We start from the raw sequence: 21,841 nt of genomic DNA on the forward strand, positions 1-21,841 counted from the left end.
GGGTCACGATGTGGTCGTGGTCGGCGCCGGATCGTGTGGCTGGGCAGGTCAGGCCAGTACTGTGCGGGGGCCGGTGACTTGTGCGCCGTGTTCGCGGACCCGGTACCGGAGTGCGCGGTCTGCGGTGACGACCAGGCATGGGCGGTCGCCGGCCGCCGCGGCGAGGGTCACGATGTGGTCGTCGCCGCTGCCGGGCGCGTCCTCGACGCGCACCCCGGGCACCGATTCCACGCCCCGGGCCGCGCCCTCCACCACCAGGACCAGCTCCAGCGGGCCGGGCAGGCCGGCCACGCCGGACCGGGCCAGGGGCGCCAGTCGGTCGCGCAGGCGCTCGGCGGCACCGCGGCGGTCCCGCCACCAGCCGTCGGGCACCGACCCGACGACGTTCGCGCCGTCGACGATGAGCAGCGGGAGCGCTCCGCGCGCAACACCCGAAGTGTCCGTCATATCGGTGACAGCCCTGTTCTGCCGTGTCCCTGGCGGACTCAGTCTGTCACGGGTTCCCTCGCCCAGCGGCCCGTGATCCCGGCGATCGCGGCGGCCGCGCGCTCGGCGGGCCGCCCTCCCGCGCGCACCCCGGGGGAGAACTCGACGTGCAGGAACGGCACATGGTCGGCGTCGGCCGCCCGGCCCTGCACATTCGTCCGGCCCTCCAGTGGACAGGAGCGCGCCCAGGCCCGGCACACCCGGAAGCCATGGGCGCTCAGGGCGTCGGCCAGGTCGCGGCCGTCCTGCCGGCCCGCCGACCCGGCGCCGGTGGAGGCGATGACGTCGTAGCCGGGCGCGGCGGAGGCGGCGAAGCCGTGCAACTGGATCCCGGGCATCCCGCGGCGGGCCAGTTCGGCCCAGATGGCGTGGAAAACGGTGTCCTCGCGGTGTGCCACGTCCGCCGCGTTACCGACTCCGGCTTTGCGGTGTGCTCCGGCGATCACGAGGATCCCGCCGGGCGAGCCGCGCAGCACCCGCACGCCGAGCTGCTCGGTGCCCAGATCGAAGCCCGGATGCGGGACCTGCACCGACCAGCTCGGGCGGTGGTCCAGATCGAGGTAGACCCGGCCCCAGCCGCGCGGCGTCGCGGCGGAGTCGGTGCGGTCGGCGACCTCGGTATAGCGGTGGCCGGAGGGCCGGTCGAAGACCGTGCGTACGGTGAAGTCCCGCTGGGACAGCCGCTGTTCGGCTTGAGCGCGGTGACCGTCGAGCAACAGGCCGATGGCCGCGGCGATGTCCTCGCGGTCGGCCCGGCCGGGCGGCAGATAGCCCCGGCCGGGGCCGAACCGGCTCGTGTAGTCCGCCACCTCGCGGGCCAGGTCGATCTGCTCGGCCCCCTTCGGCGCGGGCCGGCGGGCATCCTCCACGGCGCCGCCCGGGGTGCGGAGGAGGACGGTGAGGCCGGCCGCGAGACCGGTGACGACCAGCAGCAGTGTTGCGATCGTTCTGAGGCGTGAGCGAGAGGCTCTCATGGTTGTACCAAGATATCCCGGTGAACAGACGCCGTAGCCGGACCCTGCTGTCCCTGCTGACCCCGGTCGCCCTCCTCGCCGCCGTCTCCGGCTGCGGACTCCTCTCGGACGGCGCCGGTGCCTCCGGCGGCGGGCGCTCCTTCACCGTCGCGGCCGCCGGGGACATCCTCATGCACCCCGAGCTGGTCGACCAGGCGCGCAAGGACGCGGGGCGCACGGGCAAGGGCGTGGACGGGCTGGACTTCGGGCCGATGATGGCCGGCATCAAGCCGCTGATCAGCAAGGCCGACCTGGCGATCTGCCACTTCGAGCCGGTGATGGGCCCGGCGCAGGGGCCGTTCGAGGGCTTCCCGGACTTCCAGGTGCCGCCGCAGCAGGCGAAGACCATCAAGGACATCGGCTACGACACCTGCTCCACCGCCTCCAACCACACCCTCGACCACGGCTACGACGGCGTGAAGCGCACCCTCGACGTCCTGGACGCCGCGGGCCTGAAGCACACCGGCTCGGCCCGCACCGCGAAGGAGGCGAACACCCCGCTGATCATGGACGTCAAGGGCGTCAAGGTCGCGCAGATCTCTTTCGCCTACGGCTTCAACGAGCCGCACAAGCTCCCCCAGGACAAACCGTGGCTGGCCAATCTGCAGGACCTGGGCCGGATCAAGGCCGCCGAGCAGCGGCATCCCGTACACCTTCCGGGACGGCGTGACCAAGTACCCGCAGCAGGACCGGCTGCGCGCCGTGGACTGCTCCGGCTATCTGCGCCTGGTCTACGGCTACCGGGCCCGCTATCCGCTGATGTCCGACAACGACCACGGCGACGGGCTGCCGCGCACCGCCGACGGCATGGCCCGCGGCAAGGAGGGCGTGGACATCATCAAGCTCCAGGGCCCGAGCCCCTGGTACGTGCGGCCGCAGAACATCGACGTCCTCCAGCCGGGCGATCTGCTGTTCTTCAAGATGGACCACCGCACCGCCAACCACATGGACCACTCGGCGATCTACCTCGGCCCGGACACCGAGGGCCACAAGGTCTTCATCTCCAGCCGCAAGGAGCAGAACGGCCCCACGATCGGCGACCAGGGCGGTGTCTCGCGCCTCGACGGAAACGGCTTCTACGCCGGGCTCTTCCGCAGTGCGAAGCGGCTGTGACCAGGGGCGGCGAGGTTGTTCGTGCGGCCCGCGGCTAGAGTGAACCGGTGAACGGCGACTGGCTTCTGCGCGGCCGAGACGGCCGGCTCAGTGTCTACCAGCTGTCGGGCGACGCCGTCCTGTGCCGGGCGGAGCGCGAACCCGGCGGCCCCTGGACCACCCCGCGCACGGTGGGCGGCGACCAGAGGCTGCACCCCGTGCTCGCGATCGGCCAGGGTGCCGACGGCTACGCCCATCTGGTCTCCTGGCGCCCCACCGTCAAGGGCGAATCGGGACTTGTGCACTCCACCCACTTCCGCCCGCGGCTCGCGGCCCTGGACTGGAACCCGCTCGGCCACCCGCTGAAGAAGGGCGAGCGCACGGGCACGCCCGCGGTCGCCGTCGACGCACAGGGCCGCGCCCATGTCTTCGTGCCCGACGGCCAGGGCGGGGTGCGGCTGCTCGCACAGAAGGAGAAGGGCGGCTGGGAGGCCTGGCGGGACCTGAAGGGCGAGAACGTCCGGGACGGTCTGGCGGCGGTGACGGGGGAGTCCGGCAGGGTCGAGCTGTACGCGGCCGTCCCCGACGGGATCCTCCACTGGCGCCAGGAGGAGGCGGGCGCCGAGCCGGTCCTGACCGAGTCCCTGCGCACCCCGGTCCGCCCGGGCACCCTGTACGCCCTGGCCACCTCCCCCGACAGCACGACGCTCTTCTACACCGACCCGGGCGGCGACCTGTGCGCCTGGCGCCCCGGCGGCAAACCGGTCACCCTGCTGCCCTCGGCCGGTTCCGGCCCGGTCTCGGCGGTCCGCTGCGAACTCGACGGCCACGACTGCACCCTGCTCGCCCAGCGCTCGGCGAGCGGCCGCGTCGCCTTCGCCGCGTACCCCACCGAGGCGGAGTCGGCGGGCGCCTGGTGGACCGAGTCGGGCCCGCGACTGCCGGTGGACGCGACGGTGTCCCTGACCACGGACGCGGACGGCCGGGTGACGGCGGCAACGTTGTCTCCGTCGACCGGCCAACTCCTGCTGACCCGCCGCAAGTCGGAGCCGGGACTGGCCCTGGAGGCGTGGCGGCAGGTCTGAGTGCGCCATGATGGCCGGCGTGGACACCGAGACTCTCATCGACGCCTGGCGGCGTCTCCTTGCCGGCTCCGGAAAGACGTGGGTGCTGTTCGAGCACGGCACCTGTGTCGTGCTCGAACAGCCCACCGGGGACCTCGCCGCCCAAGCCACCGAGATCCTGCGGGAGTTCGGGCCGGTACGGGTCGGGGGCCCCGCGGGCGACTTCCGGGTGCTGGAACTGCACAACGGCGAGGGCTGGCTGGTGACCGGCCACCACCCGGACGTCGTCACCTTCGTCCCACTGGACGACCCCGACGACCCCACGCACCTGGCCGTCGGCATCCTCGGCCGCTCCCGGCGCGATCTCGACGGCACGGAGCTGCACGTCGTCCATGTCGAGGACGGCCGCCAGGGCGCGGGCTGAGAGCGCCGATGCCCGGCACACCAGTCGGTGTGCCGGGCATCCTACGACCGTATGCGGTGCCTTACACAGGGACGCTGGCCACGCCCTGCGCCAGGAACTTCTTGCCGTTCACGCGCTCCGAGACGCCCTCGCGGTCCAGGTACGGCGTGATGCCGCCCAGGTGGAAGGGCCAGCCGGCGCCGGTGATGAGGCAGAGGTCGATGTCCTGTGCCTCGGCGACGACGCCCTCGTCGAGCATGAGCCCGATCTCCTGCGCCACCGCGTCCAGGACACGGGCGCGGACCTGCTCCTCGGTCAGCACGACATCGCCCTGCTTCAGCAGCGCGGCGACCTCCGGGTCCAGCTCCGGCTTGCCGCTGTCGTAGACGTAGAAGCCGCGCTTGCCCGCCTCCACGACCGCCTTGAGGTTCGGGGACACCGTGAAGCGGTCCGGGAAGGCCCGGTTGAGGGTCTCCGAGACGTGCAGGCCGATCGCCGGGCCGACCAGCTCCAGCAGCACCAGCGGGGACATCGGCAGACCGAGCGGCTCGACGGCCTTCTCGGCGACCTCGACCGGGGTGCCCTCGTCGATGACGTTCTGGATCTCGCCCATGAAGCGGGTCAGGATGCGGTTCACGACGAACGCCGGGGCGTCCTTGACCAGCACCGCGGTCTTCTTCAGCTTCTTGGCGACGGCGAACGCGGTGGCCAGCGACGCGTCGTCGGTCTGCTCGCCGCGGACGATCTCCAGCAGCGGCAGGACCGCGACCGGGTTGAAGAAGTGGAAGCCCACGACCCGCTCGGGGTGCTTGAGCTTCGACGCCATCTCCGTCACCGACAGCGAGGAGGTGTTGGTCGCGAGGATCGCGTGCGCCGGGGCGACCGCCTCGACCTCGGCGAACACCTGCTGCTTGACACCGATCTCCTCGAACACGGCCTCGATGACGAAGTCCGCGTCGGAGAAGCCCTCGGCCTTGTCCAGGACGCCGGTGACCAGCGCCTTGAGACGGTTGGCCTTGTCCTGGTTGATCCGGCCCTTGCCGAGCAGCTTGTCGATCTCGGAGTGGACGTAGCCCACACCCTTGTCGACGCGCTCCTGGTCGATGTCGGTCAGCACGACCGGCACCTCCAGGCGGCGCAGGAAGAGCAGGGCGAGCTGGGAGGCCATCAGACCGGCGCCGACGACACCGACCTTGGTGACCGGGCGGGCCAGGTTCTTGTCCGGGGCGCCGGCGGGACGCTTGCCGCGCTTCTGGACCAGGTTGAACGCGTAGAGACCGGCGCGCAGTTCACCGCTCATGATCAGGTCCGCGAGGGCCTGGTCCTCGGCGTCGTAACCCTGCTGCAGGTCGCCGTTCTTGGCGGCCGCGATGATGTCGAGGGCGCGGTAGGCGGCCGGGGCCGCGCCGTGCACCTTGGTGTCGGCGACGAACCGGCCCCGCTCGACGGCCTGGTCCCAGGCCTCACCGCGGTCGATCACCGGGCGCTCGACCTGGACGTCGCCCTTGAGGACTTGCGCGGTCCACAGCAGCGACTGCTCCAGGAAGTCGGCGCCCTCGAAGATCGCGTCGGCGATGCCGAGCTCGAAGACCTGCTTGCCCTTCAGCTGCTTGTTCTGGTTCAGCGAGTTCTCGATGATGACCGAGACGGCCTTGTCGGCGCCGATCAGGTTGGGCAGCAGGGTGCAGCCGCCCCAGCCGGGGACCAGGCCGAGGAAGACCTCGGGGAGCGAGAACGCCGGGACGGCCTTCGACACCGTGCGGTAGGTGCAGTGCAGACCGACCTCGACACCGCCGCCCATCGCCGCGCCGTTGTAGTAGGCGAAGGTCGGGACGGCCAGGCCCGCCAGACGCTTGAAGACGTCGTGGCCGCCCTTGCCGATGGCGAGCGCGTGCTCGTGCTCCTTGAGGACCTCGACGCCCTTGAGGTCGGCGCCGACCGCGAAGATGAACGGCTTGCCGGTGATGCCGACGCCGACGATCTCGCCGTCCGCCGCCTCCTTCTCGACCTGGTCGATGGCGGTGTTCAGGTTCGCCAGCGAGCCCGGGCCGAAGGTGGTCGGCTTGGTGTGGTCGAAGCCGTTGTCCAGCGTGATCAGCGCGAAGCGGCCCGCACCGAACGGCAGGTCGAAGTGGCGTACGTGCGCACTGGTGACGACCTCGTCGGGGAACTGCTGCGCGGCCTGCTTCAGAAGCTCGGCGGTGGTGCTCACTTGTCCCCCTCGAAGTGCGGGTTCTCCCAGATGACCGTCGCGCCCATGCCGAAGCCGACGCACATGGTGGTCAGGCCGTAGCGGACGTGTCGCTGCTCCTCGAACTGGCGGGCCAGCTGCGTCATGAGGCGGACGCCGGAGGAGGCCAGCGGGTGACCGAAGGCGATGGCGCCGCCGTACTGGTTGACGCGCTCGTCGTCGTCCGCGATGCCGTAGTGGTCGAGGAAGGCCAGGACCTGGACGGCGAAGGCCTCGTTGATCTCGAACAGACCGATGTCGGAGATGCCGAGGCCCGCCTTGGCGAGGGCCTTCTCGGTGGCCGGGATCGGGCCGTAGCCCATGACCTCCGGCTCGACGCCCGCGAAGGCGTAGGAGACGAGCCGCATCTTGACGGGCAGGCCGTTCTCGCGGGCGAAGTCCTCGGAGGCAATGATCGAGGCGGTGGCGCCGTCGTTCAGACCGGCCGCGTTGCCGGCGGTGACCCTGCCGTGCACACGGAACGGCGTCTTCAGGCCCTGCAGGTTCTCCAGGGTCGTGCCCGGGCGCATCGGCTCGTCGGCGGTGACCAGGCCCCAGCCGGTCTCGCCGGCCTCGGGGCTGGTGCGGCGCACCGAGATCGGCACCAGGTCCTGCTGGATCTTGCCGTTGGCGTACGCCTTCGCGGCCTTCTCCTGCGAGCGCACCGCGTACTCGTCGGCCCGCAGCTTGGTGATGTGCGGGTAGCGGTCGTGCAGGTTCTCCGCCGTCATGCCCATGAACAGGGCGGACTCGTCGACCAGCTTCTCGGAGACGAACCGCGGGTTCGGGTCCACGCCCTCGCCCATCGGGTGGCGGCCCATGTGCTCCACACCACCGGCGATGACGGCGTCGTAGGCACCGAACGCGATCGAACCGGCGGTGGTCGTCACGGCGGTCAGGGCGCCGGCGCACATGCGGTCGATCGAGTAGCCGGGCACGGACTGCGGAAGCCCGGCCAGGATGCCGGCCGTACGGCCCAGGGTGAGCCCCTGGTCACCGATCTGCGTGGTCGCGGCGATGGCGACCTCGTCGATCTTCTTCGGGTCCAGACCGGGGTTGCGGCGCAGCAGCTCCCGGATCGCCTTCACGACGAGGTCGTCGGCGCGGGTCTCGTGGTAGATGCCCTTCGGGCCCGCCTTGCCGAACGGGGTGCGGACGCCGTCGACGAAGACGACGTCCCTGACGGTACGAGGCACGATGGCTCTCCTCCAGGGTGCGGGACGCTGAGCGCTTGCTTAAGCCCATGCTACTCATGGGTAATGTTGCTGCCCAGTCCCCTCCGCTGGAGCGGCGAAGGTCACACCACCGCGGCATGCGGTATGGCTTGATCTCGACGTGCGGGCGCCGAACGCGATCAAGCCCTACGGCGGTCAGGCACCCTGGTTCCTGGCCAGCGCGGCGACCAGCACCGGCGCCACCAGCTCCACCTGCCACGCCCGCGCCCCGTATCCGGCCAGGGCGGTCTCCACCGAGCCGGCGTCGATCACCTTCGGTGGTTCCCAGCAAATACGCCTGACCGTGTCCGGGGACACCACGTTCTCCTGCGGCATGTTGAGCTGCTCGGCCAGAGCGGTGATCCCCGCCCGGGCCGCGGACAGCCGGGCCGCGGCGGCGGGATCCTTGTCGGCCCAGGCCCGCGGCGGCGGGGGCCCGGTCACGGGCTGACCCGGCTGGGGCAGCGCGGAATCCGGCAGGGCCTTGGCCCGGTCGACCGCCGCCTGCCACTGCTCCAGCTGCCGCCGTCCCACCCGGTGCCCGAACCCGTTCAGCGCCGCGAGCGCATGGACGTTGGCCGGGAGAGCGAGCGCCGCCTCCACGATGGCGGCGTCACTGAGCACCTTGCCCGGCGAGACGTCCCGCCGCTGTGCGATCCGGTCCCGCGTCTCCCACAGTTCCCGTACGACACCGAGCTGCCGGCGCCTGCGCACCTTGTGCATCCCGGACGTGCGGCGCCACGGGTCCTTCCTCGGCTCGGCCGGCGGCGCGGCCGCGATCGCGTCGAACTCCTGCAGGGCCCACTCCAGCTTGCCCTGCCGGTCCAGCTCCTTCTCCAGGGCGTCGCGCAGGTCGACGAGGAGCTCCACGTCGAGCGCGGCGTACCTGAGCCACGGCTCGGGCAGCGGCCGGGTCGACCAGTCGACGGCGGAGTGGCCCTTCTCCAGGACGAAGCCGAGCACGTTCTCGACCATGGCGCCGAGGCCGACCCGGGGGAATCCGGCGAGCCTTCCGGCCAGCTCGGTGTCGAAGAGCCGGGCCGGGACCATGCCTATCTCACGCAGGCAGGGCAGGTCCTGGGTGGCGGCGTGCAGCACCCATTCGACGCCGGACAGCGCCTCGCCGAGCCCGGACAGGTCGGGGCAGGCGACGGGGTCGATCAGCGCGGTCCCCGCGCCCTCGCGGCGCAGCTGCACCAGGTAGGCGCGCTGGCCGTAGCGGTAGCCGGAGGCCCGCTCGGCGTCGACGGCGACCGGGCCGGAGCCCGCGGCGAAGGCGGCGACCACCTTGGCGAGCGAGGCCTCGTCGGCGACGACGGGCGGAATGCCCTCGCGGGGTTCGAGAAGCGGTGTCGGCGCCCCCATCACAGAAGATCCGGCGTCGTCCGGGGGAGTGCCTCCGGTGATGCGCAGGGAGCTGTCTGCTGCGGTCTCTTGGGCGTCGGTCACCTGTCAAGGGTATCCGTGTGTGGACGGCGCCCGCCGACGGAACGTTCCGTCGGCGGGCGCTGGAGGGTCGTAAACCAGTCAGGTCGGTGAAAGGTGCGGTTCACGGAGTGAACCGTCCGCTGCTCTGAACGGCTCAACGGGTGGCTCGGTGGACAATGATCGCTTGGACGCTCGGCCCGGTGCTCGGCTCGGCTCAGTGGATGATCCCCGTGCGCAGGGCCACGGCAACCATGCCGGCCCGGTCGCCCGTGCCCAGCTTGCGGGCGATGCGGGCGAGGTGGCTCTTGACGGTCAGGGCGGACAGGCCCATGGACACGCCGATCGCCTTGTTCGACTGGCCCTCCGCGACCAGCCGCAGCACCTCGACCTCGCGGCCGGACAGTTCGCGGTAGCCGCCCGGGTGGCTCGGGGCACCCGGGGGGCGGCGGTGCATCCGGGCGGCGCCGAGGGGAGCGGCGCCGGGCCGGGTGGGCAGGCCGAGGTTGGTACGGGTGCCGGTGACGACGTACCCCTTGACCCCGCCGGCCAGGGCGTTGCGCACCGCGCCGATGTCGTCGGCGGCGGACAGCGCCAGCCCGTTGGGCCAGCCCGCGGCGCGGGTCTCGGACAGCAGGGTCAGGCCGGAGCCGTCGGGCAGATGGACGTCGGCGACGCAGATGTCGCGCGGGTTGCCGATGCGGGGACGAGCCTCCGCGATGGACGAGGCTTCGATGACATCGCGCACGCCGAGCGCCCACAGATGGCGGGTGACGGTGGAACGGACGCGCGGGTCGGCCACGACCACCATGGCGGTCGGCTTGTTCGGGCGGTAGGCGACCAGGCTTGCGGGCTGCTCGAGGAGAACGGACACCAGGCCTCCTGGGTGGGGGGACGGGGCCGGCTTGTGGGGAGGAAGCCGGGACGAACCGTGCTTTCAAGGTCACAGTCGTCTTCGGCAGCAAAGTCGTCCGCCTTTAGAGAATGATCACGATCTAGTGAGTAACAATCTGTGCAATTCGGACATGCGATCGATCATCCGAAGATCGAATCGGTTCGAGAGGGTGCCATTCGAGGTCGGAAAGTGGCCGTATCGACAAAGGGATGGTCAATAAGGCGCCCATGCGGATGAAGCGCCGGTTCGCCGGCCGCGCTCACCGTGACTGCGGGCCCCTGCGCTGCGGCAGCGTCACCACCGAGGCGTCGCCCGGACCGGCCGGCGGCAGCCCCGCGACCTGGGCCAGCAGATCACACCAGGAGGCCAGATGGGAGGCGGTGTCCGGCACGCCGCCGAGACCCTCCCGGGGCGTCCAGGACGCCCGGATCTCGATCTGTGAGGCCGCCGGCCGCTCGGCCAGCCCGCCGAAGTAGTGCGAACTCGCGCGTGTGATCGTCCCGCTCGGCTCGCCGTAGCCGAGCCCGCGCGCCTGCAGCGCCCCGGTCAGCCATGACCAGCAGACCTCCGGCAGCAGCGGATCGGCGGCCATCTCCGGCTCCAGCTCCGCGCGCACCAGCGTCACCAGCCGGAAGGTGCCGCGCCAGGCGTCGTGACCCGCCGGGTCGTGCAGCAGCACCAGGCGTCCATCGGCCAGCTCCTGTTCGCCGTCGACCACCACGGCCTCCAGCGCGTACGTGTACGGGGCGAGCCGCTGCGGGGCGGGCGTGGGCTCCACCTCGACCTGCGGCCGCAGCCGGCTGCTGCGCAGGGCTTCGACCGCGGCCTGGAACGCCGGCGGCCCCGAAGTTCCGGAACGCCGGTCCGCCTCCTCGGTGTCCTTCACGTCGTCCAATCCGTCAGCGCTGTCCGACATTCGTCCGTGAGCCGCAGCCATGCGGGGAAGAGTAAGGGGAACCGGGCCTTCGCGCAGGGCAAGACACCACCGCGACGCACGTGGCCACGGGCGAGCGCCCCGACTCCCGGCCGGCACCGGGCAGGGGCGAACCGCGTCCGACGGCATGCGAAACTTGCCTCTGTGACCGCCAAGACCAGCATGCAGCCGACAGCGACGTACGACAGCGCCTTCCTCAAGGCGTGCAGGCGCGAACCCGTGCCGCACACCCCCGTGTGGTTCATGCGCCAGGCCGGCCGCTCCCTGCCCGAGTACCGCAAGGTGCGCGAGGGCATCCCCATGCTGGAGTCCTGCATGCGGCCCGAGCTGGTCACCGAGATCACGCTGCAGCCGGTGCGCCGGCACCACGTGGACGCGGCGATCTACTACAGCGACATCGTCGTCCCGCTGAAGGCCGTCGGCCTCGGCCTCGACATCAAGCCGGGCGTCGGCCCGGTCGTCGAGGAGCCCATCCGCACCCGCGCCGACCTGGCCCGGCTGCGCGACCTCACACCCGAGGACGTCCCCTACGTCACCGAGGCCATCGGCCTGCTCACCAAGGAGCTGGGCAGCACTCCGCTGATCGGTTTCGCGGGTGCGCCTTTCACCCTCGCGAGCTACCTCGTCGAGGGCGGTCCCTCGCGCACGTACGAGAACGCCAAGGCGATGATGTACGGCGACCCCGAGCTGTGGGCCGACCTGCTGGACCGCCTGGCCGACATCACGGCCGCCTTCCTGAAGGTGCAGATCGAGGCCGGCGCGAGCGCGGTCCAGCTGTTCGACTCCTGGGTCGGCGCCCTCGCCCCGGCGGACTACCGGCGCTCGGCCATGCCCGCCTCCGCGAAGGTCTTCGACGCCGTCGCCGGCTACGGCGTCCCGCGCATCCACTTCGGTGTCGGCACCGGCGAGCTGCTGAAGCTCATGGGCGAGGCCGGCGCGGACGTGGTCGGCGTCGACTGGCGCGTCCCGCTGGACGAGGCGCAGCGCCGCGTCGGCCCCGGCAAGGCGCTCCAGGGCAATCTCGACTCGACGGTCCTGTTCACCGACAAGGACACCGTCGAGGCCAAGGCCCGCGAGGTGCTGGACGCGGCCGCCGGCCTGGAGGGCCATGTCTTCAACCTCGGCCACGGCGTCCTGCCGAACACCGACCCGGACGCGCTGACCCGGCTCGTGGACTACGTCCACACCGCGACGGCCCGCTGACCCGGCCGGCTCACCAGGTGTAGCGGGGCCGCGCCCGCCTGCCGAACAGCAGGCCGCGCGGCTCCGGCGGGGGTGGCGTGCCGGGCTTGAGCGGCCAGGCCAGCAGCATGCCGGCCACGAATCCGACCACGTGCGCCGCGTACGCGACCGTGCCCGCCCCGGACACGCCGTGCCCGGACGAGTAGACCGCCTGCAGCAGGAACCAGAAGCCCAGCACCAGCCAGGCGGGCAGCCGGAGCGGCAGGAAGACCAGGAACGGGACGAGCACCCACACCCGCGCCCTCGGCCACAGCACGATATAGGCGCCGAGCACCCCCGCGATCGCACCGGACGCGCCGATCAACGGGTCGCCCGAACTGTCGTTGAGCAGCGCGAAACCGTATCCGGCCGCGTAACCGCAGACGACGTAGAAAAGGAAGAAGCGGATGTGGCCCATCCGGTCCTCGACGTTGTTGCCGAAGATCAGCAGGAAGAGCATGTTCCCGAGCAGGTGCAGCCAGCTGCCGTGCAGGAACATGGCCGTGAAGACCGACAGCGGCGGCGACTTGTCGTAGGCCGGCGGCGCCACGACACAGCCCGGGCCGTGCGGGCCCACACCGACGCCGCCCGTCGGGACCAGCCTGGGCATCTGATGGTGGATCAGCTCTCGGGGGACCGCCGCGTAGTGGTCCATGAAGGCCTGCAGATGGCACAACTGCGCCAGGCCGCTGCCGCCGGCCACGGAACCGGCTATGCCGGGCGTGGTGACGAACACCAGGACGTTCGCGGCGATGAGGGCGTACGTCACCCAGGGCGTGCGGCGCACCGGGTTCATGTCATGGACGGGGATGACCACACAGAAGTAGTGCCCGGGATGCGGCGGGCGAATCGGTGAACGGCGTGGGGTGAGTGTGCGTATCTCTCGTCAACCGACGTGAGGACAGGCGATGAGTGAACGAATCATTCCTCCGATGCATGCGCTGCCCGACGGTGAGGCGGAGATCTCCCTGGTCGTACGGCTCCCCTGGGAGGACGTCGCACGGCTCGGCCAGGAGGCCGGACGGCTGGCTTCGCAGATGCAGCGGCCCGTGACGCTGGACGAGGCCGTCAGCTATCGGCTGCGGTCGACCCGGCCCACCGCCACACACGCGAAACCGGCGGGCGAGCAGCCACCGGCGGCCGTCTCGGCTCTGCCCCGCATCAGCGGAACGGCTTAGGCCCTGTCGTCAAACTCCCTCCCCCAGCCTTCGGCCGGGCGGTGCCCCCAGCCCCGCGACGCCATGCACGCTCCCCCAAAGGGGGCACCCCCACTCGCCGTACAGGGCCCGGGCCCAAGTACGCCCAGTACGAGGGCCAGGGCCCGGCACTCCCCCAGCCTTGGGCCGGGGGGGACCCCCAGAGCACGCACCTACTGCATACATCAGCTGCTCCGCGGCGGGCGCGAGGCCCGCCCTCCGGGCGGACGGCGGGAGTTTGACGACAGGACCTAGGAGACCCGCACCTTCGCCGTCGCCTTTCTCGCCGCCACCAGGACCGGGTCCCACACCGGGGAGAAAGGCGGGGCGTAGCCCAGGTCCAGGGCTGTCATCTGTTCCACCGTCATCTGCGCGGTCAGCGCCACCGCGGCGATGTCGACCCGTTTCGCCGCGCCCTCCCGGCCGACGATCTGGACGCCGAGCAGCCGGCCCGTGCGGCGTTCGGCGAGCATCTTGACCGTCATCGGGGAGGCGCCCGGGTAGTAACCGGCGCGGCTGGTGGACTCGATGGTGACCGTCTCGTACCGCAGGCCCACCCGGTCGGCGTCCTTCTCGCGCAGACCGGTGCGGGCGATCTCCAGGTCGCAGACCTTGCTGACCGCCGTGCCGACCACGCCCGGGAACGTGGCGTAACCGCCGCCGGCGTTGGTGCCGATGACCTGGCCGTGCTTGTTGGCATGGGTGCCGAGCGGCACGTACTGGTCCTGGCCCGAGACCAGGTTGAGCACCTCCACACAGTCGCCGCCCGCCCAGATGTTCCGGTGGCCGCGCACCCGCATCGCGAGGTCGGTGAGCAGGCCGCCGTGCGTGCCGAGGGGGAGGCCGGCGGCCCTCGCGAGGGCGGTCTCCGGGCGGACGCCGATGCCGAGGACGACGACGTCCGCCGGGTACTCGGCGTCCTCCGTGGCCACCGCGCGGGCCCGGCCGTCCTCCCCGGTGAGGATCTTGGTGACCTCGGCGTCGTTCACCATGGTGATGCCGAGGCCCTCCATGGCCCGGTGCACCAGCCGGCCCATGTCCGCGTCGAGCGTCGACATGGGCTCCTTGCCGCGGTTGACGACCGTCACCTCGAAGCCGCGGTTGATCAGCGCCTCCGCCATCTCCACGCCGATGTAGCCGGCGCCCACGACCACGGCCCTGCGGCCACGCGTGCGTGCCAGCGTCTCCAGCAGGGCCTGGCCGTCGTCCAGGGTCTGCACGCCGTGCACGCCGGGGGCGTCCACGCCGGGCAGGCCGGGGCGGACCGGCCGCGCGCCGGTGGCGATGACGAGTTTGTCGTACGGCGTCCAGGACTCGGCGCCGGAATCGACGTCACGCGCGCGTACCCGCGCCCCGGCCACGTCGATCTCCGTGACCTCGGTACGCAGCCGCAGATCGATCCCGCGCCCCCGGTGCTCCTCGGGGGTGCGGGCGATCAGTTCGTCCCGTTCCGGGACGTCGCCGCCCACCCAGTAGGGGATGCCGCACGCCGAGAAGGAGGTGAAGTGGCCGCGTTCGAAGGCCACGATCTCCAGTTCGCCGGGCCCCTTCAGCCGGCGTGCCTGCGACGCCGCGGACATGCCCGCGGCGTCCCCGCCGATCACGACCAGTCGTTCCGTCCCGCCCCGCCCGCCGCGCACGCTCATGGCACCACGCTACGGGGCGCGGGCAGGTCAGTCGCGGTCGGGCCGCTCCTCGGCGGACTCCGGCGCGGGGCGGGCCGACGGCAGCGGTCCCAGCGCGGTCATTGCGGGCGCGGGCTCCGGCCGGCGCGGCAGCCGGGGCCGTACGACCCGCAGCCACAGCAGGGTCAGCAGCGCCGCGCACGCCGCGAACGGCAGGGCGGCACCGAGCGCCAGGACGATCCAGCGCAGCATGCTCACGAACACGTGCCAGCCACCGGACAGCGCGTCCACGACACCGGGGGAGTCGTCACCGGAGGCCTTCTTCACCGGCGTCTCGGACAGCGACAGCGTGATGGTGGCGAGGCTCGTGCGGTCCTTCAGGGACGCCTGCCGGGCCAGCAGCGCCTCCAGGTCGGCCTGACGGCTGCTCAACTCGCCCTCCAGGTCGACGACATCGCTCAGCTTGGTCGCCCGGGCCATCAGCGCGCGGATCCGGTCCACACTGGCCCGCTGCGACCTGACGCGGCTGTCCACGTCGACGACCTGGTCGGTGACGTCCTCCGCCTGGGCCGTACGGTCGATCAGCCGGCCCGTGCCCTGGAGCCCGGCGAGCACCTCGTCGTACTTCGCGCCGGGCACCCGCAGCACGACCCGGGTGTGCTCATGGCCGCCGGCGTCCCGGCTCGTGCTCTCCTCGCCGACGTAGCCGCCCGCGTCCGCCGCGGTGGTCCGGGCCTGGTCCAGGGCCTTGGGCACGTCCTTCACCTGGAGGGTGAGGGACGCGGTCCGGATGATCGCGTTCTGGGTGAGCCGTGGTGTCCTCGGTGCCGCGGGCTTGGTGCCGTCCGCCGTGCGCGGTCCGGCGGCCACGTCCGCGCCGTTCGCCGCGGACTTCGCCGAGGTGCCGCCGCCCGTGTTGTCGTCGGCGGCGCCGCCGCACCCGGCGAGGGCGAGGGATGCGGCGAGCAGGATCTGGGCCAGGGCCCTGGCGGGACGTGCGGGTCGTGCGGAACGTGCTGTGCGCATGAGCGGTACCCCCGAGGGCTGTGCGGCCTGTGACGTTCCTACGACGACCGGACGTGCCGGAACGTTCGGCCGACGGTCCCCGGTGCGGGGGACCTCGGGCCCTGGCCGGAGTGTCAGTGGGGTCTGAGAAAGTGGGGGCATGAGCGCAACGGGTACGCCCACGGGGCATGTCGTCGTCATCGGTGCCGGTGTCGCCGGGCTGGCCGCCGCCCACCGGCTGCTCGGGCGCGGCGCGCGCGTGACCGTGCTGGAGGCCGCGGACCGGGTCGGCGGCAAGCTGCTCCCCGGCGAGATCGCGGGCGTGCGGGTCGACCTCGGCGCCGAGTCGATGCTCGCCCGCCGCCCCGAGGCCGTGGCCCTCGCCCGCGAGGTCGGTCTGACCGAGCGGCTTCAGCCGCCGGCCACCGCGACCGCCTCGATCTGGACCCGCGGCGCCCTGCGACCCATGCCCAAGGGCCATGTGATGGGTGTCCCCGGCACCGCCGGCGCGCTCTCCGGAGTGCTCTCCGACGAGGGCCTGGCCCGCATCGAGCGCGACGCCGACCTGCCGCGCACCGAGGTCGGCGACGACGTGGCCGTGGGGGAGTTCGTGGCCGCACGCCTCGGCCGCGAAGTCGTCGACCGCCTCGTCGAGCCCCTGCTCGGCGGGGTGTACGCCGGCGACGCGTACCGCATCTCGATGCGCTCGGCCGTCCCGCAGCTCTTCCAGGCCGCCCGCACCCACGCCTCCCTCACGGAGGCGGTCCGCGAGATCCAGGCCAAGGCCGCGGCGAACCAGCAGACCGGGCCGGTCTTCATGGGCATCGAGGGCGGAGTCGGCACCCTGCCGCTCGCGGTCGCGGAGTCGGTGCGGGCGCGGGGCGGGGAGATCCTGACCGGCACCACGGTGACGGAGCTGAGAAGGGTGCGCAGGCCGGAGGCGGACGGCGCGGGCGCCGACGGCTCGCCGCTCGCGCAGCCCTCCGCGGCGGCGCGGCCGGACACGGTCTGGCGCGTGGTCGCGGGCGGCCGTGTGCTGCACGCGGACGCGGTCGTCGTCGCCGTGCCCGCAGGTGCGGCCGCCGGCCTGCTGCGCGCCGAGGCCCCGGCCGCGGCGGCCGAACTCGCCGCTGTCGAGTACGCCTCGATGGCCCTCGTCACCCTCGCCTACCGGCGTGCGGACGCCGACCTCCCGGAGGGCAGCGGCTTCCTCGTGCCGCCCGTCGACGGCCGCGCCATCAAGGCGTCCACGTTCGCCTCCCGCAAATGGGGCTGGATCGCCGAGGAGGACCCGGACGTGCTCGTGCTGCGCACCTCCGTGGGCCGGCACGGCGAGACGGAGATCCTCCAGCGGGACGACGCCGCCCTCGTCGAGGTGTCCCGGCACGACCTGCGCGAGGCCACCGGCCTGGACGCCGTACCCCTGCGGACCCGGGTCACCCGCTGGACCGACGGCCTGCCGCAGTACCCGGTCGGGCACCACGCGCGCGTGGCCCGCATCCGCGAGCACGTCGCCGAGCTGCCGGGCCTCGCGGTGTGCGGTGCGCAGTACGACGGCGTCGGCATCCCGGCCTGCATCGCGAGCGCATACGCGGCCGTCGACCAGCTCGGCGGCGACCTGAGCGGAATCCGGGAGCTTGCGGCCAACCCGGTGCAGAGCCTCCACGGCGGAGCGGGAGAATAGGGACCATGAGTGACGACGCCCCCACCACCGAGTCCGGCAGGATCCCGAACAAGGGCAAGCTGGCCAAGGACCTCAACGAGGTCATCCGCTACACCCTCTGGTCGGTCTTCAAGCTGAAGGACGTGCTGCCGGAGGACCGCGCGGGTTACGCCGACGAGGTCCAGGAGCTGTTCGACCAGCTCGCCGCCAAGGACGTGACGATCCGCGGCACCTACGACCTCTCCGGCCTGCGCGCCGACGCCGACCTCATGATCTGGTGGCACGCCGAGACCAGCGACCAGCTGCAGGACGCGTACAACCTCTTCCGCCGCACCAAGCTGGGCCGCGCCCTCACGCCGGTGTGGTCCAACATGGCGCTGCACCGCCCCGCCGAGTTCAACCGCTCGCACATCCCGGCGTTCCTCGCCGACGAGACCCCGCGCAACTACGTCAGCGTGTACCCCTTCGTGCGCAGCTACGACTGGTATCTGCTGCCCGACGAGGACCGCCGCCGCATGCTCGCCGACCACGGCAAGATGGCCCGCGGCTACCCGGACGTGCGCGCCAACACGGTGGCCTCGTTCTCCCTCGGCGACTACGAGTGGATCCTGGCCTTCGAGGCCGACGAGCTCCACCGCATCGTCGACCTCATGCGCCACCTGCGCGGCTCCGAGGCCCGCATGCACGTCCGCGAGGAGATCCCGTTCTTCACAGGCCGCCGCAAGGACATCGCGGACTTGGTGGCGGGCCTGGCCTGAAGCGCGCCCCCTAGCGCCGCCCGGCCCGCAAAGAGCCTCGCCGAGCCTCTTTCGCCGGCCCGGCCGCCGGAGGCAACCCGTGCGGCGCGCACGACGCGCGCCGCCCCGGAACCCGCCCCTCCAGCAGATACGCGTCGAGGTGCCCGTTGACGCACTGGTTCGGCCCGCCCCCGATCCCGTGCGTCCCCGCGTCCCGCTCGGTCACCAGCACCGAGCCGGCCAGCCGCCGGTTCATCTCCAGCGCCCCGGGGTACGGCGCCGCCGCGTCCCGCTCGGCCGCCAGGATCAGCACCGGCGGCAGCTCACCCGGCCCGGTCCGCAGGTCCAGCGGCTGCTGCCGGGGCGCCGGCCAGTACGCACAGGGCAGGTTCATCCAGGCGTTGGCCCACGTCTCGAACGGCGCCACCCGGGCCAGCCGGGTGTTGTCCCGGTCCCACACCTTCCAGTCCGTGGGCCAGGGCGCGTCGTTGCACTCCACGGCCGTGTAGACCGCGCTGCCGTTCTCCGCATCGGTGGCCGTCTCCGGGCTCGGCGTGGCCAGCCGGACCAGCGGCTTCGGGTTGCCGTGCAGATAGGCCGAGAGCACCTCGGCCCGGCTCGGCCAGAAGTCGTCGTAGTACCCGGCCGTCAGGAACGCGCTCTGCAGCTGGCTGGGACCGACCTTCCCGCCGGCCGCCTTCGCGGCCAGGCGCCGGACCGCGGTGTCGTAGCTGCGCTGCACCTTCGCCGCGGTGTTCCCGAGCCTGTAGACGTCGTCGTGGCGGGCGATCCAGTCCCGGAAGTCCGCCCAGCGGTCCTCGAAGGCGGCCGACTGGTCGAGGTTGTCGCGGTACCAGACCTTCGTCGGGTCCGGGTTCACCGCCGAGTCCAGCACCATGCGCCGTACGTGCGAGGGGAACATGGCCGCGTACAGCGCGCCGAAGTAGGTGCCGTACGACGCTCCGACGAAGGTCAGTCGGTCCTCACCCAGCGCGGCCCGCAGCACGTCGAGGTCCCGGGCGTTGTTCAGCGAGGTGTAGAAGCGCAGCTTGCTCCCCGAGCGCCGGGCGCAGCCGCGCGCGTACGCCTTGGCCTCGGCGATGCGCTGCCGCTTGAACGCCTCCGTCGGGTGGGCCGGCGCCGTGGTGGGCGCCTTGACGAAGCGCTTCGGGTCCTCGCAGGACAGCGGCGCCGAACGGCCCACGCCGCGCGGGGCGTAGCCGACCAGGTCGTAGGCGGCGGCGATCCGCTGCCACTGCGGGACCGTGCCGCTCAGCGGGAAGTACATGCCGGACGCGCCGGGGCCGCCGGGGTTGTAGACGAGGGCGCCCTGCCGGGGGACCTTCCGCTTGCTGTTGCGCGGGTCCTTCTGCGTCGCCGGGATCCGGCTGACGGTCAGTTTGATCCGGGTGCCGTCCGGGTGGGCGTAGTCGAGCGGGACGGTCACCGTGCCGCACCGCACACCGCGGGGTGCCTCCGGTACATCGGCGGCGGAACACGGGCCGAAGTCGATGCCTGCCGCCCGGGCGCGGGCCGCGGCCACCTCGGTGCCGCGCAGCTCGGCCGTGGCGGCGGGCTCCCCGACCGCGCCGGCCGCACCGCCCGCCGGGGCGACGGCCAGGGTGGTCAGCAGCAAGGACCCGGCGGCCGAGTACAGGGCGGCAGCTCTCATCGCGTATCCCTTCGGTGCGGCGGCGATGGCAGGGCTGCCACGCCCCGGCGACAACAAAAGGGATATTTCGTTCGGTTCTCGGTGAAGGCAAGCACCATCCGGCCGGTGTCGGCCCTATGCCCCCTATGCGCCCCTGGAACGACCCCGGGGAGACCCCCCGGGCGCTCTCACTCCCGCCAGGGCTGGTCGCGGTGGGTGAAGGCGGCGCGCAGCTGCGGCTCACCGATCGCACGGATCCCGCGTACGGCGACCGAGGTCAGGAACGACCGTTCGTCGCCGGCCGGCCTGCGCACCAGGGCGCCCAGCAGCCGCTGCCCGGCCGGGGAGGCCCAGCGCGAGTACGGGTGCACCTCGAACCGGGCGATGGCCAGGCAGCTCAGGGACAGGATGAGGGGCAGGGCGAACCACAGTGCGACCAGCAGCCGTGGCGTCCCGGTCTGGATGGGCAGCAGCAGCGCGGTCACCCCGAGCACCGCCACGGCCGGCACGGCGGCGCGCACCTGGCGGACAGCGGCGCCCACGGTCGCACCGCTGCCGTCGGGGACGGCGAGACCGGAGCGCACCAGCCGGTCGGCTAGCCGCCGCACCGCCTCGGCACCGGCCGCCCGGGCCCGCGCGGGTGCGATGCGCGACTGCCCCTCCGGACCTATGGCCCCTATGACGGACCGCTCCATCTCGTCGCGTCCCTGGGGGTCCACCACGGTGGCCCAGCCGGTGTGCGCGAGCAGCAGGCGCCGCTGGCGGGCCATGGCGACCATCGTCACATCGGCGACGCGGGCCGGGCCGCCGGAGAGGAAGGCCGCCTCGTACAGCGTCAGATCGCGCTCCCGGTCCGCCGTCGCGGCATCCGCGTCCAGGGCTGCCGCGCGGACGGCCGCCAGACACAGCCGGGTGCACGCCGTACCGGCGAAAGCCCAGGCCAGGAGCAGGAGAAGGACCCAGAACATGACGTGTTTCTATGTCAGAGGCCTGGGTGGGCGCCATGCCCTGTTCATCATCCGGACACAGTGTTGGCGGTCTGTGACATTCCGTTTCGCGCCCAGGTCAGGCAGGTCAGGAGCCGCTCGTCGCCGGCGGCGGGCTGGTGGTGGCGGGCGGCAGGGAGTACGACTCGGCCGGCGACGGGGTGACCGGCACCGCGGCACTCGGGTCGACGGCGGGCGGGGCCGGTACGGGGCTGGGCGAGGAGGCCAGCTCCCTCGCGAGCGCGGCGAAGTCGACGTACCCGGTCGCCTCCAGCACCTTGATGTGATCCAGGACGGTCGCGTTCGCGTCGTCGGCGAGATCGCGGACCAGGGAGTTCTGGGTGCCGGCCCGGACCTCGGCGACCAGCGCGAACACCCGGCCGTGGGCGAGCCGGAGGATGCCGGCGAACCGGCGGTCGAAGTCCTGGCCCTGCGCCGTCTTCAGGGTGTCGAGCCACTGCTGCTGCTGTGCGTTCGGCTCGTTGGGCAGCGGTACACCGAGTTGGGTGGCGACGGTGCGGACATGGGCGTCCAGTGAGGCGTGCCCGTCCACCAGGTGCTGGCCCGCCGTGCGGACGGCCGCCGTGGTGCCCTTGCGCTCCGCCAGTTCGCCGGCGGGCAGCTCCCACAGCCCCGCCAGCCGGACCTTGGTGATGAAGTCCCGGTCCTGTGCGGACAGGGGGCCGTAGGGGGTCGTCACGGTCTGCGTGCTCAGAACGGTCGCACCGGCCGCCGGGTTCTGGCGGTCGGCGTAGGACCAGAGCGGGTAGAGCAGCGCCGCCGCGGTCGCCGCGAGGGCCGCGATGATGAGCCCTGTGCCGCTGAATATGCCTCGGCCCTTGACGGGGGGTCGGGGTCGCATGACGCCTCCTGTAGCGCACCGCACGCGACTGTGCAGGGGGGTGGGGTGCGGGCGGCATATTACTCGGCTGCGTGCGGCTGCCGCCGGGCTCGGGGGTGCGCGTGGATGCCGTCGGGGATGCGGCGCGTTGGCGACTGCG

The 21,841-nt window shown here is 72.4% G+C and carries 19 protein-coding genes and 2 pseudogenes; 8 read left to right on the forward strand and 13 right to left on the reverse strand.

Translation table 11 applies throughout. The features are described 5' to 3' along the window. Positions 1–48: 48 nt before the first annotated feature. Positions 49–447, reverse strand: a complete 399-nt coding sequence (locus tag ACWCQS_RS29145; protein ID WP_451007207.1) for an NTP pyrophosphohydrolase — start codon at positions 445–447, stop codon at positions 49–51. A gap of 38 nt (positions 448–485) precedes the next feature. Continuing rightward, entirely contained in the window at positions 486–1,460 is a 975-nt protein-coding gene (locus tag ACWCQS_RS29150; RefSeq protein ID WP_451007208.1) for a hypothetical protein, read from the reverse strand. A 170-nt stretch (positions 1,461–1,630) separates the two neighbouring features. On the opposite strand from ACWCQS_RS29150, the pseudogene ACWCQS_RS29155 reads away from it, so the two are divergent. From ACWCQS_RS29155 to ACWCQS_RS29170, 4 genes and pseudogenes are all read left to right on the forward strand, one after another. Further along, a pseudogene (locus ACWCQS_RS29155) lies at positions 1,631–2,068 on the forward strand (CapA family protein); the annotation flags it as partial. A gap of 70 nt (positions 2,069–2,138) precedes the next feature. Beyond that, positions 2,139–2,612 (forward strand): annotated as a pseudogene (locus ACWCQS_RS29160) (NlpC/P60 family protein); the annotation flags it as partial. Positions 2,613–2,659: 47 nt separating this feature from the next. Continuing rightward, on the forward strand, positions 2,660–3,676 hold the full coding sequence (locus ACWCQS_RS29165) for a hypothetical protein (protein WP_451007209.1): 1,017 nt from the start codon (positions 2,660–2,662) through the stop codon (positions 3,674–3,676). A 10-nt stretch (positions 3,677–3,686) separates the two neighbouring features. Beyond that, positions 3,687–4,079 carry a hypothetical protein gene (locus ACWCQS_RS29170; RefSeq protein WP_451007295.1) on the forward strand — a complete coding sequence of 131 codons (393 nt, stop codon included), beginning with the start codon at positions 3,687–3,689 and terminating at the stop codon, positions 4,077–4,079. Between the two features lie 61 nt (positions 4,080–4,140). On the opposite strand, the gene ACWCQS_RS29175 is transcribed toward ACWCQS_RS29170, so the two are convergent. From ACWCQS_RS29175 to ACWCQS_RS29195, 5 genes are all read right to left on the reverse strand, one after another. After that, positions 4,141–6,270, reverse strand: coding sequence for a 3-hydroxyacyl-CoA dehydrogenase NAD-binding domain-containing protein (locus ACWCQS_RS29175; protein WP_451007210.1), 2,130 nt, complete (start codon positions 6,268–6,270; stop codon positions 4,141–4,143). After that, positions 6,267–7,484, reverse strand: a complete 1,218-nt coding sequence (locus ACWCQS_RS29180) for a thiolase family protein (protein WP_228616427.1) — start codon at positions 7,482–7,484, stop codon at positions 6,267–6,269. Before ACWCQS_RS29180 ends, ACWCQS_RS29175 begins: the two co-directional genes overlap by 4 nt. 174 nt (positions 7,485–7,658) lie before the next feature. Further along, on the reverse strand, positions 7,659–8,951 hold the full coding sequence (locus ACWCQS_RS29185; RefSeq protein WP_451007211.1) for a ribonuclease D: 1,293 nt from the start codon (positions 8,949–8,951) through the stop codon (positions 7,659–7,661). Positions 8,952–9,144: 193 nt separating this feature from the next. Further along, on the reverse strand, positions 9,145–9,801 hold the full coding sequence (locus ACWCQS_RS29190) for a response regulator transcription factor (protein ID WP_055709811.1): 657 nt from the start codon (positions 9,799–9,801) through the stop codon (positions 9,145–9,147). 280 nt (positions 9,802–10,081) lie between these two features. After that, on the reverse strand, positions 10,082–10,759 hold the full coding sequence (locus tag ACWCQS_RS29195; RefSeq protein WP_451007212.1) for a DUF3000 domain-containing protein: 678 nt from the start codon (positions 10,757–10,759) through the stop codon (positions 10,082–10,084). A gap of 159 nt (positions 10,760–10,918) precedes the next feature. Here ACWCQS_RS29195 and hemE point away from each other — a divergent pair, with 159 nt between their 5' ends. Next, positions 10,919–11,959, forward strand: a complete 1,041-nt coding sequence (gene hemE, locus ACWCQS_RS29200) for a uroporphyrinogen decarboxylase (protein ID WP_451007296.1) — start codon at positions 10,919–10,921, stop codon at positions 11,957–11,959. A 10-nt stretch (positions 11,960–11,969) separates the two neighbouring features. Here the strand turns inward: hemE and ACWCQS_RS29205 are convergent, their stop codons facing one another. Then, entirely contained in the window at positions 11,970–12,794 is an 825-nt protein-coding gene (locus ACWCQS_RS29205) for a rhomboid family intramembrane serine protease (protein WP_451007213.1), read from the reverse strand. 91 nt (positions 12,795–12,885) lie between these two features. Between ACWCQS_RS29205 and ACWCQS_RS29210 the strand changes: the two genes are divergently transcribed. Beyond that, complete coding sequence (locus ACWCQS_RS29210; RefSeq protein WP_388624380.1) at positions 12,886–13,155, forward strand: hypothetical protein; 270 nt, start codon at positions 12,886–12,888, stop codon at positions 13,153–13,155. 269 nt (positions 13,156–13,424) lie between these two features. Here the strand turns inward: ACWCQS_RS29210 and ACWCQS_RS29215 are convergent, their stop codons facing one another. Beyond that, on the reverse strand, positions 13,425–14,819 hold the full coding sequence (locus ACWCQS_RS29215) for an FAD-dependent oxidoreductase (RefSeq protein WP_451007214.1): 1,395 nt from the start codon (positions 14,817–14,819) through the stop codon (positions 13,425–13,427). Positions 14,820–14,846: 27 nt separating this feature from the next. Next, entirely contained in the window at positions 14,847–15,824 is a 978-nt protein-coding gene (locus tag ACWCQS_RS29220) for a DUF4349 domain-containing protein (protein ID WP_451007215.1), read from the reverse strand. 139 nt (positions 15,825–15,963) lie between these two features. On the opposite strand from ACWCQS_RS29220, the gene hemG reads away from it, so the two are divergent. Together hemG and hemQ are read left to right on the forward strand one after the other, a co-directional pair. Next, complete coding sequence (gene hemG, locus ACWCQS_RS29225) at positions 15,964–17,487, forward strand: protoporphyrinogen oxidase (protein WP_451007216.1); 1,524 nt, start codon at positions 15,964–15,966, stop codon at positions 17,485–17,487. Positions 17,488–17,492: 5 nt separating this feature from the next. Then, entirely contained in the window at positions 17,493–18,224 is a 732-nt protein-coding gene (hemQ, locus tag ACWCQS_RS29230) for a hydrogen peroxide-dependent heme synthase (RefSeq protein ID WP_451007217.1), read from the forward strand. A gap of 10 nt (positions 18,225–18,234) precedes the next feature. On the opposite strand, the gene ACWCQS_RS29235 is transcribed toward hemQ, so the two are convergent. From ACWCQS_RS29235 to ACWCQS_RS29245, 3 genes are all read right to left on the reverse strand, one after another. Further along, on the reverse strand, positions 18,235–19,875 hold the full coding sequence (locus tag ACWCQS_RS29235) for an alpha/beta hydrolase (protein WP_451007218.1): 1,641 nt from the start codon (positions 19,873–19,875) through the stop codon (positions 18,235–18,237). A gap of 167 nt (positions 19,876–20,042) precedes the next feature. Then, positions 20,043–20,822 carry a TIGR04222 domain-containing membrane protein gene (locus ACWCQS_RS29240; protein ID WP_451007219.1) on the reverse strand — a complete coding sequence of 260 codons (780 nt, stop codon included), beginning with the start codon at positions 20,820–20,822 and terminating at the stop codon, positions 20,043–20,045. Between the two features lie 106 nt (positions 20,823–20,928). Further along, positions 20,929–21,702 (reverse strand): DUF4142 domain-containing protein, encoded by a 774-nt coding sequence (locus tag ACWCQS_RS29245; protein ID WP_451007220.1) that lies wholly within the window; start codon positions 21,700–21,702, stop codon positions 20,929–20,931. Between the last annotated feature and the right edge of the window lie 139 nt (positions 21,703–21,841).

The organism is Streptomyces sp. NPDC002076 (assembly GCF_053593835.1).